The organism is Hydrogenophaga sp. GW823-FHT04C09, assembly GCF_058796355.1.
The window spans coordinates 158,027-172,200 of the sequence record NZ_JBXAIO010000008.1 but is presented as its reverse complement, the minus strand read 5'-3'; the positions used below and the strand labels follow the sequence as shown (position 1 = coordinate 172,200).

General features: G+C 71.2%; 11 protein-coding genes. 5 read left to right on the top strand and 6 right to left on the bottom strand.

Annotated elements, in window-relative coordinates; genetic code table 11:
• Positions 1-2: 2 nt before the first annotated feature.
• Entirely contained in the window at positions 3-1,304 is a 1,302-nt protein-coding gene (locus tag AC1Q9M_RS20990; RefSeq protein WP_492435587.1) for an FIST signal transduction protein, read from the top strand.
• Here AC1Q9M_RS20990 and AC1Q9M_RS20985 read toward each other — a convergent pair.
• Together AC1Q9M_RS20985 and AC1Q9M_RS20980 are read right to left on the bottom strand one after the other, a co-directional pair.
• Positions 1,268-2,545, bottom strand: coding sequence for an MFS transporter (locus tag AC1Q9M_RS20985; RefSeq protein ID WP_382322151.1), 1,278 nt, complete (start codon positions 2,543-2,545; stop codon positions 1,268-1,270). The two genes, AC1Q9M_RS20990 and AC1Q9M_RS20985, sit on opposite strands and share 37 nt — an antisense overlap.
• The gene (locus AC1Q9M_RS20980) at positions 2,542-3,291 is read right to left on the bottom strand and encodes a ProQ/FinO family protein (RefSeq protein ID WP_492435585.1); all 750 of its coding nucleotides are present in this window, start codon (positions 3,289-3,291) and stop codon (positions 2,542-2,544) included. The genes AC1Q9M_RS20985 and AC1Q9M_RS20980 overlap by 4 nt, the downstream gene beginning before the upstream one ends.
• A 296-nt stretch (positions 3,292-3,587) precedes the next feature.
• Here AC1Q9M_RS20980 and AC1Q9M_RS20975 point away from each other — a divergent pair, with 296 nt between their 5' ends.
• Complete coding sequence (locus AC1Q9M_RS20975) at positions 3,588-4,478, top strand: hypothetical protein (RefSeq protein ID WP_492435583.1); 891 nt, start codon at positions 3,588-3,590, stop codon at positions 4,476-4,478.
• 68 nt (positions 4,479-4,546) lie between these two features.
• On the opposite strand, the gene ssb is transcribed toward AC1Q9M_RS20975, so the two are convergent.
• A complete protein-coding gene (ssb, locus tag AC1Q9M_RS20970; RefSeq protein ID WP_291112021.1) occupies positions 4,547-5,047 on the bottom strand; it encodes a single-stranded DNA-binding protein in 501 nt (166 codons plus the stop codon).
• A gap of 111 nt (positions 5,048-5,158) precedes the next feature.
• Here ssb and AC1Q9M_RS20965 point away from each other — a divergent pair, with 111 nt between their 5' ends.
• Positions 5,159-6,535: a chloride channel protein gene (locus AC1Q9M_RS20965; protein ID WP_382322148.1), complete on the top strand. Its 1,377-nt coding sequence runs from the start codon at positions 5,159-5,161 to the stop codon at positions 6,533-6,535.
• Here the strand turns inward: AC1Q9M_RS20965 and AC1Q9M_RS20960 are convergent.
• Entirely contained in the window at positions 6,518-7,711 is a 1,194-nt protein-coding gene (locus tag AC1Q9M_RS20960) for an MFS transporter (protein WP_382325757.1), read from the bottom strand. The genes AC1Q9M_RS20965 and AC1Q9M_RS20960 overlap by 18 nt on opposite strands.
• Before the next feature lie 276 nt (positions 7,712-7,987).
• On the opposite strand from AC1Q9M_RS20960, the gene uvrA reads away from it, so the two are divergent.
• The gene (uvrA, locus tag AC1Q9M_RS20955) at positions 7,988-11,041 is read left to right on the top strand and encodes an excinuclease ABC subunit UvrA (protein ID WP_492435701.1); all 3,054 of its coding nucleotides are present in this window, start codon (positions 7,988-7,990) and stop codon (positions 11,039-11,041) included.
• 4 nt (positions 11,042-11,045) lie between these two features.
• Here uvrA and AC1Q9M_RS20950 read toward each other — a convergent pair whose 3' ends face one another.
• Together AC1Q9M_RS20950 and AC1Q9M_RS20945 are read right to left on the bottom strand one after the other, a co-directional pair.
• Complete coding sequence (locus AC1Q9M_RS20950) at positions 11,046-11,876, bottom strand: MipA/OmpV family protein (RefSeq protein WP_492435581.1); 831 nt, start codon at positions 11,874-11,876, stop codon at positions 11,046-11,048.
• Positions 11,877-11,883: 7 nt separating this feature from the next.
• Positions 11,884-12,429: a hypothetical protein gene (locus tag AC1Q9M_RS20945; RefSeq protein ID WP_492435579.1), complete on the bottom strand. Its 546-nt coding sequence runs from the start codon at positions 12,427-12,429 to the stop codon at positions 11,884-11,886.
• A gap of 189 nt (positions 12,430-12,618) precedes the next feature.
• On the opposite strand from AC1Q9M_RS20945, the gene AC1Q9M_RS20940 reads away from it, so the two are divergent.
• Positions 12,619-14,172: a CYTH and CHAD domain-containing protein gene (locus tag AC1Q9M_RS20940; protein WP_492435577.1), complete on the top strand. Its 1,554-nt coding sequence runs from the start codon at positions 12,619-12,621 to the stop codon at positions 14,170-14,172.
• Positions 14,173-14,174 lie beyond the last annotated feature (2 nt).

The window sequence follows — 14,174 nt, the reverse complement described above, 5'->3', positions numbered from 1 at the left end:
TCATGAAACTCTTTCCTTACGCCCACGCCACCCACCCGCAATGGCGGATGGCCGCCGCTCTCGTGCTCGCGCAACTGCGCGCGCAGATGGCGCTGCCCGAATACGCCAAGTCGCCCTGCCTGGGGCTGCTCTACATCACCGACCACTACGCCGACGAAGCCGAGGCCATCCTCAAGCACCTGAGTGCCGAGCTGTCGTCCGAGGCGATCGACTGGGCCGGCACCGTGGGCGTGGGCATCGCGGCCAACAACGTGGAGTATTTCGACGAGCCCGCGATGTGCGTGATGCTGTGCGATCTGCACCCGGGCCAGTACCGTGTGTTCAGCGGGGTGGCGCCACTCTCCACGAGTGGCCGCCCGGCGATCGCCGACCGTTTCGAGGCGCACACGGCGCTGGTGCATGCCGACGGCGGCACGCCCGAGCTGGCCGAACTCATTGCCGAAATGGCCGAGCGCACGCGCAGCGGCTACGTGTTTGGTGGGCTGGCGGCGAGCCGGCACCAGAGCGTGCAGTTTTCGCTCAGCAGCGCGGGCACCCTCGACGGCCAGGGCGCGGCCAGCGGGGTGTTCCATGGCGGCCTGAGCGGCGTGGCCTTCGGGGCGGACGTGGGCCTGGTCTCGCGCGTCACGCAGGGGGCGCAGCCGGTGGACCGCGAGCGCACGGTCACCGCGTCCGACGGCAACCTGGTGCTGATGCTCGACGACGAACCCGCGCTGGACGTGCTGCTGCGCGAGCGCGTGATCTCGCTGGAGCAACCCGAAGAAGCCATGCCGCGCCTGCGCGCCACGCTGGTGGGGCTCTCGCCGCCGCTGCCCGAGCACAGCGCGTCCTCAGCGCCCGCCCCGCGCGTGCGCGGCCAGTTCGGCACCGAGGTGCTGGTGCGCCACCTGATCGGCCTGGACCCGGGGCGGCGCGGCATCGCGATTGCCGACGTGGCGCCGGTGGGCACGCGCCTGGCCTTCTGCGAACGCAACGCCGAGGCCGCGCGCGCCGACCTCGTGCGCGTGTGCGCCGAGGTGCGTGAAGAGCTCGAACCCGAAGAGCTGGGCCTGTCGATGGCGACGGCGCTCTCGTCCACCGACGTGGAGGCCGGCCCGCATGCCGCGCGTCGCATCGCCGGGGCGGTGTACGTCAGCTGCTCGGGGCGCGGCGGGCCGCATTTCGGCAGCCCCAGCGCCGAGCTTCAGGTGGTGCGCCGCGCGCTCGGCGATGTGCCGCTGGTGGGTTTCTTCGCCGGTGGCGAGATCGCTCACCGCAGCCTCTACGGTTACACCGGCGTGCTCACCGTGTTCACCATGCCCTGAGACGACCGGCCCAGGCCGATGCCGCGCGCCCGCGCGCGCCGCAGCAGGAAGAACACGATGCTGACGTTGAGCAGGTTGAAGCCGATGCCGTTGAGGAAGGCGGCCTGGTAGGAGCCGGTCAGGTCGAAGATCGCGCCCGACATCCAGCCGCCCAGCGCCATGCCCAGCAGCGTGGCCATCAGCACCGTGCCCACGCGCACGCCGGCCTGCATGGGCGCGAAGTGCTCGCGCACGATCAGGGCGTAGCTCGGCACGATGCCGCCCTGGAACAGGCCGAACAGGCCGGAGATCAGGTACAGCGGCACCAGGCCATCGAAGGGCAGGAACATCAGCAGCGCCACGCCCTGCAGCACCGAACCCAGCAGCAGCGTGCGCAGGCCGCCGATGCGGTCGGAGATCCAGCCGGAGATCAGCCGGCTCGCCACGCCCATGCCCAGCATCACCGAGAGCATCTCGGCGCCGCGCGCGGCGCCGAAACCCAGGTCGGTGCAGTAGGCCACGATGTGCACCTGCGGCATGGACATGGCCACGCAGCACGACACCCCGGCCACACACAGCAGGGCCTGCAGCGTGCCGGGCGACAGGCCGAGCGGCCGATCGCCTTGGGCGACGGTCGCGCTGGCGGGCGCAGCGACCGGCACCGGCGCTGCTTCAGGAGGCGGGCGCCGCCGCAGCACCAGGGCCAGCGGCAGCATGGTGAGCAGGCAGAACACGCCGATGAAGGTGTAGGCCTCGCGCCAGCCGCCGTGGTCGATGAAATGCTGCGTCACCGGCGGCCAGATCGCGCCAGCCACGTAGTTGCCGCTCATGCAGATCGCCAGCGCGATGCCGCGGCGCCGGTCGAACCAGCGTGAGGTGTCGGCCACCAGCGGCGCGAAGGTGGCCGAGGTGCCGAGCAGGCCGATGAGCAGGCCTTGCGCCAGGCTGAACTGCCAGAGCGTGGTGGCCGCACCGGCGGCGATGAAACCCAGGCCCAGGCCGACGGCGCCACCGAGCACCGGCACCATCACGCCGAAACGGTCGGACAGCTTGCCCATGAGGATGCCGCCGACGCCGAAGCCCACCATGGTGAGCGTGTAGGGCAGCGAGGCGGCGCCGCGATCCACCCCAAAGTCGGCCTGGATGCGAGGCAGCACCACGGTGACCGAGTACATGCCCACGCCGCCCAGCGTCATGAGCACGAGCGAGACGACCAGCCGCCACCACGCGTAGGGTGATTCGGTGGTCGTCGCGGGGCTCATGCGGCGCGGGGTGTCTGGCGGGCGCGGGCGCGCTCCAGCGTGCGCCGGGCTTCGTGCACCGGCATGCCGTACATGTCGGCGAAGGCCTCCACCGTCTGCCCGCTGGCGTCGAAGGCGCGCAGCAGGGCTTCGTCGCGCGCGGCGCGGCTGGCCGCTTCGGCCAGGGCGTCGGCGGTGATGGCGTTGACGGTCTCGTCGCGCCCCATCACCAGCGTGGCGTAGGCCTCACGGCCCAGGCCCGAGGCCTCGAAGGCCTGCACGATGCGCTGGCGCAGCTTGGGGACCAGGTCTTCCGGCGAGCGGCCCTGGCGGCGGCGGAAGACCTCGATCAGCGCATGGTGCACGTGCTCGGGCGCCAGGGGCTCCACCGGCTGGCCGGCGAGGTCGTGGCGCGGCTGGCCCGAGGCCACCACGGTCAGGTAGCGCGACGAGCGGGTGTGCAGGGCCAGCGCGGCCTTGAGTCCTTCGGCGTCCAGCACGCCTGGGTGGGCGTCGAGCAGGTCCTGGTAGATGCCGCGCTTGAGCGGCTTGAGCACCTCGCCGAAGAGGCCGGGCGCGAGCTGGGCCAACTGGTCGAGCACCGGGTGCTGGCGGGGTGGGCGCGCATCGGTGCGTGGGGCCTTGTTGCGCGGGGCGCCGCGGCGCGCCCGGGCCGGTTGGGCGGTCGCGGGCGCGTCGGGCGGGATGGTGGCTGTGTTCATGGCTGGGAGTGGGGCCGGCAGCGGGGCTGCGAAGTCCGACATCATGCCAGTGCCTGGGATGCGGGCCACCTTCGTCCATGCATGGGGCGCCGGAACGGTCCATGGCACGCCGGCCATTTTTGGATTTCGATAACCTTTTTGTTCATTTCATGCCGGAAAAGCATGGGTTTTGTAGAAAAACAGTGTTATAAATTTCCGCGCGCGGGTGTCTTGAACGGTCCACCAGAGACGGGCTCCGCGCAGCAAGTGCCGATGGGCACCTCATGCCGGCGATGGTCGGATCGCGCCGGATGGTGATGCCCCTTGGTTTCAATCCAACTTGATTCGGGAAAGACCTCGGCATGTTCGATGCATTCGACGAGGGTGGGGGGCTTGGTGCCACCCATCACAGGGGAGAGGGGTGGGGGAGGCCTGGGCGGCACGAGGCAGGCGCGCCCGAGGCCATGGGCGGTGCGGCCGGGCGCGGCGTCACGGGCATGGCGTTTCGGGACGTGCTGCAGCACGTGTACGTGCGTGAAGCCGAACGCGATGCGCACGAGCCCGCCGATCTGCGGCGGCTCAACGGGCGGCTCCTGTGCGTGCTGACCGCATGCCACGAGGTGGACACGGCCCGGCGGCGGCTGATGGGCAGCCTGAACACCCAGCAGACCTTGAAAAGCCTGGCCCACCTCCTCACGGCAAGGGGGGACGCTGGGTTGGGCCCAGGGACGGAGCAGCGCAAGCTCACGGAAATGCTGGCGGACTTGCGATGCACGGTGGAGATGGCCACGGCGATGTGGGAGGCGGCGGGCCGGCACTTCACGCGGGTGACGCGCCTGTTGCCGGCCCAGTTGGACACGAATGGGACCCACTTCATCCCGGCGGCGCCTGCCGAGATCGACCGGCTGGCGCTCGAAGCGCAGCGGCAAGGGGATGAGGCCATTTCGAAGACGCCGGATGGGCATCGCACCTCGGCGAGCGATCGTTTTGCCCAAGCCAGGGAGACCTACCTGCAGGCGGTCATGGATTGGGAGCTGGCGCAAGCCCGATGGGCGCGCGCCGGTCGCGTGCGCCAACTGGCCGAGCCCGGGTGTCACACCGGATCTCAAGGCGCGATGGCGTTCGCTCAGGCCGTGGCCGGCCAGGAATGGCAACGCAGCAACCTGCTCATGCGGGAGGCACATGCCTGCATGACGCGCCATGCCCTCTACGCCGTGGCCCTGCAGTTGCCCGCGCACTTCGGGGTGGGCTGAGGGGCCAGCAAAAGGCCCGCAGCGCCGAGGCGCGTGCGGGCCTGATCGTGAAACCTGGCGGGGCGGCGTCAGAACGGGATGTCGTCGTCCATGTCGTCAAAGCCGCTGGACTGGCGCGCGGGCGCGGCCGCCGGGGCCTGGCGCGGCGCGGGTGCCGGGGCTCGGGGGGCCGCGGCGGGGCGCGAGTAGCCGCCGCCACCACCGCCTTCTTCACCGCCGCCACCGCCCATGCCTTCGCGGCCGCCGAGCAGCTGCAGTTCGGTGGCGATGATGTCCACCGTGTTCTTCTCCACGCCGGACTGGTCGGTGTACTTGCCGTACTTGAGGCGGCCTTCGACGTAGATCGGGCGGCCTTTCTTCACGTACTCGCCGGCGATTTCGGCCAGGCGGTCGTAGAAGGTGACGCGGTGCCACTGGGTGTCTTCGATCATCTCGCCGCTGTTCTTGTCCTTGCGGCGGCTGGAGGTCGCCACGCTGACGTTGGCCACGGCCTGGCCGGACGGCAGGTAGCGGATTTCGGGATCGCGGCCGCAGTTGCCGACGAGGATGACTTTGTTGACGGATGCCATGGTGGTGATGTCCTGAAGAGAGGGCGGGCCCGGGCGCGGCCGGGACGCGGCCTGACATTGTGCCGCAAGTGCCGGCGCGCCGGCCCGTATCGGTCGATACACTGGCCCCCCATGAAAGGCGAACCGGACTTCCTGCAGAACCTGCGCGACGAAATGGGCGGGGGGCGTCAATGGCTGGACCGCGCGGTGGTGATCGTCTATGCCGTGCTGGCGGGCCTCGCGGTGGTGGCGTTCACCTTGCTGGCCGAGGGGGCCTATGCCTTGTACAGCGGCTTGCGCAGCGGCTGGTGGTGGGCGCCGCTGGTGTGGACGCCCGCGCTCACGGCGCTGGTGGTCTGGGCCATCCGCCGCTGGGCCCCCGGGGCGGCCGGCTCCGGTGTGCCGCAGGTGCTGACCGCGCTGGACCCGGCCACGCCCTTGCGCGAGCGCTCGCGCTTCGTCTCGCTGCGGCTGAGCCTGGTCAAGATGGTGGCGGTGTCCGGCGGTGTGCTGGCCGGGCTTTCGATCGGCCGTCAGGGCCCGTCGGTGCAGGTCGCCGCCGGGGTCATGCTGCACGCGCGCCGCTGGCTGTCGCCGAATTCGGGCATCACCCACCGCGAACTGCTGGTGGCTGGCGGCGCGGCCGGCATCGCCGCGGCCTTCAACACGCCGCTGGGCGGCATCGTGTTCGCCATCGAAGAGCTGTCCCGGCGCCTGCAGGACCGCAACAGCGGCCTGATGCTGGCGGCCATCGTGATCGCCGGCCTGGTGGCGGTCTCGGCGTTCGGCAACCTGTCGTACTTCGGGCGGGTGCGGGCCGAGGCCCTGTCGTGGAGCCTGTTCCTGCCTGGCGCGCTGGTGGCCGTGGGCTGCGGGCTGCTGGGCGGGTTGATGTCGCGCCTGATGCTGGCCTCGTTCATCGGCCTGCCTGACCGCTTCTGCGCCTACCGGCGCAAGCGCCCGGTCACCTTCGCGGCGATCTGCGGCTTCGCGGTGGCGGTGATCGCCGTGATCAGCGACGGCACGGCCGTGGGCGGGGGCCACGAACACACCAAGGTGATGCTGGAACAGGTCGGCACACCGGGCGCGTCGCACCAGCCGCTGGTGTTCACGGGCCTGAAGTTCGTGGCCTCGTGGCTGTCGTCGTGGGCGGGTGTGCCCGGCGGGCTGTTCGGGCCCAGCCTGTCGATCGGCGCCGGTGTGGGCGCGGACGTGGCCTGGCTGCTCGATTCTCCGCACGGCGCGGCCCTGATCGCGCTGGGCATGTGCGGTTTCCTGGCGGCCGTGACGCAGACCCCGATCACCGCCATGATCATCGTGATGGAGATGACCGATGGCCACAGCATGGTGCTCAGCCTGATGGCTTGCGCGCTGCTGGCCAGCCTGATCTCGCGCATGATCAGCCGGCCGCTCTACAGCACCATGTCGCAGCTGATGATGCGCTCGATGCGCGATGGTGTGGCGGCTGCGCCGCCGCCGCCCGGCGAGGGTTCAGCGCCGGGCCGCTGAGGGCGGCGGCGCCTGCATCGGCCAGGCCACCACCAGCCACACCAGCATGGCCACGGCACAGACCGCGAACAGGCCTGGCGCGCCGTGCGCGCGCGCCAGCCAGCCGCCCACCGCGCCGCCGACGAAGAAGCCGACGGACTGCAGGGTGTTGTAGACGCCCAGCGCCGCCCCCCGGGCGTGCGCGGGCGCCAGTTTGGACACCAGGCTGGGCTGGCTGGCTTCCAGCGTGTTGAAGCCGATGAAGAACACGAACAGCAGCCCGCCCAGGGTCCACAGGCCGGGTGAGGCGTCGGCCAGGGCCCACAACGCGAGCTGCACCGCGCCGATCAGGGCGATGGCGATCAGGAAGGCCGCGCGCAGCCGGCCCCGGCGCTCCATGGGAAAGAGCACGCCGCCCATCACCAGCAGGGACGCCACCACGGCGGGCAGGTAGACCTGGGCATGGTCCGCCTTGGGCAGGCCGGCGGCCACCAGCAGGGCCGGCACCGCCATCCACATCGCCAGCTGCACCGCGTGCAGCACGAACACGCCCAGGTTCAGGCGCAGCAGGCCCCGGTGGCGCAGCACCTCGGCCAGGCCGGCGCGCAACTGCTGCAGGTCGGAGGGCCGGTGTTCGCGCGGTTCGGGCGGTGCCACCCAGATCACCACGGCGATGGCCAGCAGCGCCAGCGCGCCGGTGAGGGCAAAGATGCCCGAGAGGCCGACCCAGGCCGCCAGCGCGGGCGCCAGCACCAGGGAGAGCGCGAACATCAGCGCGATGCTGGCCCCCACCATGGCCATGGCCTTGGTGCGCACGCTGTCGCGCGTGACGTCGGCCAGGAAGGCCGTCACGGCGGCGGAGATGGCGCCCGCGCCCTGCACCGCGCGGCCGATGGCCAGCCAGGTGAGGTCGGGCGCCCAGGCGGCGATGCCGCTGCCCAGGGCAAACAGCAGCAGGCCGGCCACGATCACGGGTTTGCGGCCGAAGCGGTCGGACGCCAGGCCCAGGGGAATCTGCAGAAAGGCCTGCGTCAGCCCGTACAGGCCCATGGCGAAGCCCACCCGGGCCGCGTCCTCGCCGCCGGGCAGGCGCGCGGCTTCCAGCGCGAACACCGGCAGCACGATGAACAGGCCCAACATGCGCAGCGCGAACACCAGGGCCAGGGAGGCGCTGGCGCGGCGCTCGGCGGGGGTCATGCGGGCGGCGTCGGGCGGCGTGGTGGCCGCGTTGGCGGGGGAGGGGCTCAGGGTGGACAAGGCAGCGGAGGCCGGCAGGGCGGGCAGGGGAGACAGGGGGACGGCGTATTGTCGGCGAAAGGCCGGCGCCCGCCGGGCGGAGGGGCGCAAAACCGCGTGGCGGCTTATCATGTCGGGTTGCCCTGAACCCCGCATCGCGCCTTGAACCAGAACCTTCCCCCGGACCTGAAATTGCCTGGATCGACCGGCGCCGACACCCCCGGGACGCCGCCGTCCGTGGGCGAGCCATCCCCCCGTTACCTGGGCGCCGCCCTGCGGCATGCCAGCGCGTTCCTGTCGGTGCGCGGTGCGCGCACGCACAACCTCAAGAACATCGACCTCGACATTCCCAAGCACGCCCTGGTGGTGATCACCGGGCTGTCGGGCTCGGGCAAGTCCAGCCTGGCGTTCGACACGCTCTATGCCGAGGGGCAGCGCCGCTACGTGGAGAGCCTGTCGGCCTATGCGCGGCAGTTCCTGCAGCTGATGGATAAGCCCGACGTGGACCTGATCGAAGGCCTGTCACCCGCCATCGCCATCGAGCAGAAGGCCACCAGCCACAACCCGCGTTCCACCGTGGGCACGGTGACCGAGATCCACGACTACCTGCGCCTGCTGTTCGCGCGCGCGGGCACGCCGCACTGCCCCGACCATGGCTTGCCGCTGACCTCGCAGAGCGTGGCGCAGATGGTGGACACGGTGCTCGCGCTGCCCGAGGGCACGCGCCTGATGATCCTGGCCCCGGTGGCGCGCGAGAAAAAAGGCGAGTTCACCGAGCTCTTCGCCGACATGCAGGCCCAGGGCTATGTGCGCTTCCGCGTCGACGGCGCGGTGCTGGAGGCCGAGGCGCTGCCGGCCTTGAAGAAAACCGAGAAGCACAACATCGACGTGGTGATCGACCGCATCAAGGTGCGCGTCGACGTTGAGGAAGAGGGCGTGAATCCCTTGCGCCAGCGCCTGGCCGAGAGTTTCGAGGCCGCGCTGCGCCTGGCCGACGGCCGGGCCATCGCGATGGAGATGGACGCGCCGGAAACCCCTGGCGCGGTGCCGCGCGAGCACGGTTTCTCGGCGCGCTTTGCCTGCCCGCTGTGCCACTACACCGTGGGCGAACTCGAGCCGCGCCTGTTCTCGTTCAACTCGCCCATGGGCGCCTGCCCGACCTGCGACGGCCTGGGCCACACCGAATTCTTCGACCCCGCGCGCGTGGTCGCCTTTCCCTCGCTGAGCCTGGCCAGCGGTGCCATCAAGGGTTGGGATCGGCGCAACGGTTATTACTTCGCCATGATCGAGAGCCTCGCGGCGCACTACAAGTTCGACGCCGAGGCGCCCTGGGAGAGCCTGCCCGACGCGGTGCAGCAGGTGCTGCTCTACGGCTCGGGCGAGGAAGAGGTGAAGTTCAGCTACGCGCTCGAATCCGGCGAGCGCGCGGGCAAGAAGATCAGCAAGAAGCACCCCTTCGAAGGCATCGTGCGCAACTTCGAGCGCCGCTACCGCGAGACCGACAGCGCCGCCGTGCGCGAGGAACTGGCGCGCTACCGCGCCGTGCAGCCCTGCCCGGAGTGCGGCGGTTCGCGCCTGCGCCGCGAGGCGCGCCACGTGTTCGTGGGCGAGGGTGAACAGAAGCAGCCCATCTACAAGATCAGCCACGTCACGCTGGGCGAGGCGCTGGCCTATTTCCAGCAACTGGAGCTGCACGGCGCCAAGGGCGACATCGCCGCGCGCGTGATCAACGAGATCCGCCAGCGCCTGAAATTCCTGAACGACGTGGGCCTGAACTACCTCAGCCTGGACCGCAGCGCCGACACGCTCTCGGGTGGCGAGGCCCAGCGCATCCGCCTGGCCAGCCAGATCGGCAGTGGCCTGACCGGCGTGATGTACGTGCTCGACGAGCCCAGCATCGGCCTGCACCAGCGCGACAACGACCGCCTCATCGCCACGCTGCAGCACCTGCGCGACCTCGGCAACACGGTGCTGGTGGTCGAGCACGACGAGGACATGATCCGCACCGCCGACCACGTGATCGACATGGGCCCGGGCGCGGGCGTGCACGGCGGGCGCGTGATGGCGCAAGGCACCTGCGAGCAGGTCATGGCCACGGCCGATTCGCTTACTGGTCAGTACCTCAGCGGCACGCGCCAGATCGCCGTGCCCGCGCGCCGCACCCCCTGGCTGCCGGTGGTGAAGAAGGGCGATGCCCCGAAGGCCGCGCCCGCCAAGCCGCGTTTCCCGCCCAGCCCGGCGGCCGAGCGCCGCGCCGCGCGCGAGGCCGCGCACCAGGCCACGCTGGGCGAGCTGCAGGAAATCCGCGTCGTCAACGCGCGCGGGCACAACCTCAAGGGCGCGAGCGTGGCGTTCCCGGTCGGCCTGCTGACCTGCGTCACCGGCGTCTCGGGCTCGGGCAAGTCCACCCTCGTCAACGACACGCTGTACGCGGCGGTGGCGCGCACGCTCTACCGATCGCACGACGAGCCGGCCGCGCACGACGCGATCGAAGGCATCGAACACTTCGACAAGGTCATCAACGTCGACCAGTCGCCCATCGGTCGCACGCCGCGCAGCAACCCGGCCACCTACACCGGCCTGTTCACCGGCATCCGCGAACTCATGGCCGAGATGCCCACCGCGCGCGAGCGCGGCTACGGCCCGGGCCGTTTCAGCTTCAACGTGGCCGGTGGCCGCTGCGAGGCCTGTCAGGGCGATGGCGTGGTCAAGGTGGAGATGCACTTCCTGCCCGACGTGTACGTGCCCTGCGAGGTCTGCCACGGCCAGCGCTACAACCGCGAGACGCTGGACGTGCAGTACAAGGGCCGCAACATCGCGCAGATCCTGGACATGACGGTGGAGCAGTCGCACGCCTTCTTCAGCGCCGTGCCCACGCTGCACCGCAAGCTGCAGACCCTGCTCGACGTGGGCCTGTCCTACATCCAGCTCGGCCAGAGCGCGACCACGCTCTCGGGAGGCGAGGCGCAGCGCGTCAAGCTCGCGCTGGAGCTCTCCAAGCGCGACACCGGCCGCACGCTCTACATCCTGGACGAACCCACCACCGGCCTGCACTTCGCCGACATCGAACTGCTGCTCAAGGTGCTGCACCAGCTGCGCGACGCGGGCAACACCATCGTGGTGATCGAACACAACCTCGACGTCATCAAGACCGCCGACTGGGTCATCGACATGGGGCCCGAAGGGGGCTCGGGCGGTGGCACGGTGGTGGCGCAGGGCACGCCCGAGACCATCGCGGCGCACCCCGACAGCCACACCGGGTGCTACCTGCGCCGCCTGCTGACGGTCTAGAGGCCTAGTTGTTGCGGTAGGCCAGGCCGACGGTGGCGCCGTAGGCGGTCTGGCGCCCCACCAGCGGGCTGCGCGCGGCCGCGCCTTGCAGCTGCGACACGCCCACGCCGCCGTAGGCCACCCAGTGGCGGTTCAGCGCCGAGGTGATGCGCCAACCCAGCGAGACCGTGTCCCAGCCCGAGCCGATCGCGAACGCCGGCACACCGGTGGCGGCCGCCGGGGCCGGGTCCACGCCGTAGTGCGTCTGCCGGTAGGTGCCGTTGGCCCAGCCCGCACCCAGCGACAGGTCCCAGTGGGTCTGCGAAGAAACGGGGTGGTGGTAGCTCAGGCCATGGTCCACACGCAGGCCGCCGGCGCGGCCCAGCAGGTCTTGCGAGGCCCGCACCGAGTAGGTCCAGCGCTGGCTCAGGGCCGCGTTGGCGCCGACACGGCCGCGCAGCGTGGCGCGCACGTCGGGCAGGCCGCGGAAGACGGCGTCGTCGTCCCACGAGCGCCCCTCGTCGATCGACAGCGAGGTGCTCAGCGACCAGCGGTCGTTGCCGGCCAGCACCGTGCTCACGCCGGTGTCCACGCTCTGGCGGCCCTGGCTGAGCAGGGCGCTGGCGCCCGAGGTGGCGAAGCGGAAGCGCCCGAGTTGAAAAGCCCAGATCGGGCGCAGCCGCAGGCGCTGCTCGACATCGCTGCCGAGTTGCGGCGCGGACGACACCACGGCGGCGCCCACGAGGTAGTCGCGGCTGGCTTCCAGGGCCACGGTGTCGGTGGGGGGCTGCGCCGCGCTCGCCCCGCTGCCCAGGGTGAGCAGGGTCGCTGCGGCCACCAGGGTGGTGGGGCGCATCGCGAACTCAGAACCGGCCGAGGTCTTCGATCGCATCCACCACCATGCCCGTGCCCACGGCGATCATCAGGATGTCGGCCGCCACGCGCACGTACTTGTAGCCCGAGGGGGGCAGGCCGATCTGCACCGACACGCTGTTGGGCACGGGGTAGTACACGACGTCGCGCGGCAACGGATAGCCCATGCGCCACTTCTTCGCCTGGCCGGGGGGCATGCAGCCGTTGTGCTTCTTGGCCAGGCCCGGCGGGCATTTGCCGGCCTTGAACCGGGGCTCGTAGTAATCGTGGGCGATGCGGCGCTGGGGCTCACCGAAGTAGCCGCCGATCTGGATGTTCACCGACACGCTGGACGAGGGCGAGCGTGGCCCGTCGCGGCGGTCGTCCCGCCGGTCATCGCGGTGGTCGTCCCGGTGCTTCTCGTGCTTTTCATGCTTGTCGTGTTTGCCACCCTGCTTGCCGGCCCATTCGGGTTTTTCGGCCAGGGCCGGCAGGCTGCCCAGCAGCATCAGGCTCAGGAAGGCGATGGAGAGGCGCGTGCGCGGTGGGTGGGTCATGTCGTGGGCTTGTGGGGTGTTGTGTCGAACGACCGGGTCCGAGGGGGCGCGGCCTGTCGCGATTCTGGCGTGGCGCGTGGCCGTCGGCGTTACAAGGCGTAAGGCTGTGGCGAGCTCGCCGCGTGGCGCGGTAGATGAATTTCCCCGGTGCTGGCAGACTCGCCGCTCCCCCCGTGCCCCAACGACCCCATGCCCCAGGAAACCGAACTCAAGCTCGAACTGCACCCCGAGGACCTGCCGCGCCTGCTCGCGCACCCGCTGCTGAGCGGGCAGGCACCGCGCCGCGAGCGCCTGTTCAACACCTATTTCGACACCTCCACGCTCACGCTGCGCGCGCAGCGGCTGGCGGTGCGCGAGCGCCGCGTGGGCCGCCGCATCCTGCTCACGGTGAAGACGGCGGGCACCTCGGTGGGGGGCCTGTCGCGCCGCGGCGAGTGGGAGGCCGCTTGCCGCCCCGGCCGCTTCGACTTCGCGGCCCTGGTTGACGACGAGGCGCTGGCGCAGCAACTGCTGTGCGTGGCGTGGCAGCTGGTGCCGGTGTTCCGCACCGACTTCACGCGCCGCAGCTGGACCCTGTCGCACGGCGGGGCGGTGGTGGAGGTGGCGCTGGACCAGGGCGCCATCACCACCGGCAACGCCGAGGGCAACCACCGCCAGGCCATTCTGGAACTGGAGCTGGAGTTGCTCAGCGGCCCGGTCGATGCCTTGCTGGACCTGGCGCACACGCTGGCCCTGGGCCCGAGCGGGCAGGCCGCCCAGGGGCTGCGCCTGCTGCCGGCCCAGCGCAGCAAGGCCGAGCGGGGCTATGCCCTCTTCACCGGCGAACGCCTGCGGCCCAGCAAGGCCGAGCCGCTCGCGCTGGATGCGCAGATGGCGCCGGTGCAGGCCTTCCAGGCCGCCGCGCTGAGCTGCCTGAGCCACCTGCAGGCCAACGAGGCCGGCGTGCGGCCGCCCGGGCCGGATGGCGCCGTGCCCGACCCCGAGTTCGTGCACCAGGCGCGGGTGGCCCTGCGGCGGCTGCGCACCGGCCTGCGCCTGTTCCGGGCCCACCTGCCACGCCGTTTCGTCGCGCACTGGGCGGCCGAGTGGAAAACCCTCGCGGGCCAGCTCGGCGACGCGCGCAACTGGGATGTGTTCGCCACCGAACGCCTGCCCGCGTGGCAACCCGAGGCCGTGCCGGGCGCCGCGATGGCGCCCGCCGAGCAGGCTTTGCTTGATTGGGTGCGGGACCAGCGCCAGGCGGCCCACCAGCGCGCGGCCGATGCTCTGGGTGGATGTGAGCACGCGCTTCGAATGCTGGCATTCACCCGGGCCGTGCTGGCTTTGCAGGCCCGTGGCGAAGCTCCGCAGAGCCTGCCCGACTGGGCGCGCGACACGCTGCGCCAGCGCCACATGGCGCTGCAAGCCGAAGCGCGCCGCGCGCGCCGGCTCGGACCGGAGGGGAGGCACGAACTGCGCATCGTCTTGAAGAAGCTGCGGTATGCGCAGGAATTCCTGGCCAGCGTGTTGCCGCCCAGGCGGCTGGAGCGCAGCACCGAGGCCCTGGCCGATGCGCAGGAGCTGCTGGGGCAGCTCAACGACCTGAGCACCGCGCAGGCCTTGCTGGCCACCGTGCCCGAAGGCCTGGCCACGCCCTGGGTCGAGCGCTGGCAGGCGGCGCTGCGGGACCAGCTGGCATCGGGCCTGCAGGCCCTGCCGGCCATGGAGCGCGCGCTGGCGCGCACACCCACGCCCTGGGGTTGAGC

Coding starts and splice junctions, on each gene's coding strand:
- AC1Q9M_RS20940 (WP_492435577.1), top strand. CDS start 12,619: ATGCCCCAGGAAACCGAACTCAAGCTCGAACTGCACCCCGAGGACCTG.
- AC1Q9M_RS20960 (WP_382325757.1), bottom strand. CDS start 7,711: ATGACCCCCGCCGAGCGCCGCGCCAGCGCCTCCCTGGCCCTGGTGTTC.
- AC1Q9M_RS20980 (WP_492435585.1), bottom strand. CDS start 3,291: ATGATGTCGGACTTCGCAGCCCCGCTGCCGGCCCCACTCCCAGCCATG.
- AC1Q9M_RS20990 (WP_492435587.1), top strand. CDS start 3: ATGAAACTCTTTCCTTACGCCCACGCCACCCACCCGCAATGGCGGATG.
- AC1Q9M_RS20975 (WP_492435583.1), top strand. CDS start 3,588: ATGTTCGATGCATTCGACGAGGGTGGGGGGCTTGGTGCCACCCATCAC.
- ssb (WP_291112021.1), bottom strand. CDS start 5,047: ATGGCATCCGTCAACAAAGTCATCCTCGTCGGCAACTGCGGCCGCGAT.
- AC1Q9M_RS20985 (WP_382322151.1), bottom strand. CDS start 2,545: ATGAGCCCCGCGACGACCACCGAATCACCCTACGCGTGGTGGCGGCTG.
- AC1Q9M_RS20965 (WP_382322148.1), top strand. CDS start 5,159: ATGAAAGGCGAACCGGACTTCCTGCAGAACCTGCGCGACGAAATGGGC.
- AC1Q9M_RS20950 (WP_492435581.1), bottom strand. CDS start 11,876: ATGCGCCCCACCACCCTGGTGGCCGCAGCGACCCTGCTCACCCTGGGC.
- AC1Q9M_RS20945 (WP_492435579.1), bottom strand. CDS start 12,429: ATGACCCACCCACCGCGCACGCGCCTCTCCATCGCCTTCCTGAGCCTG.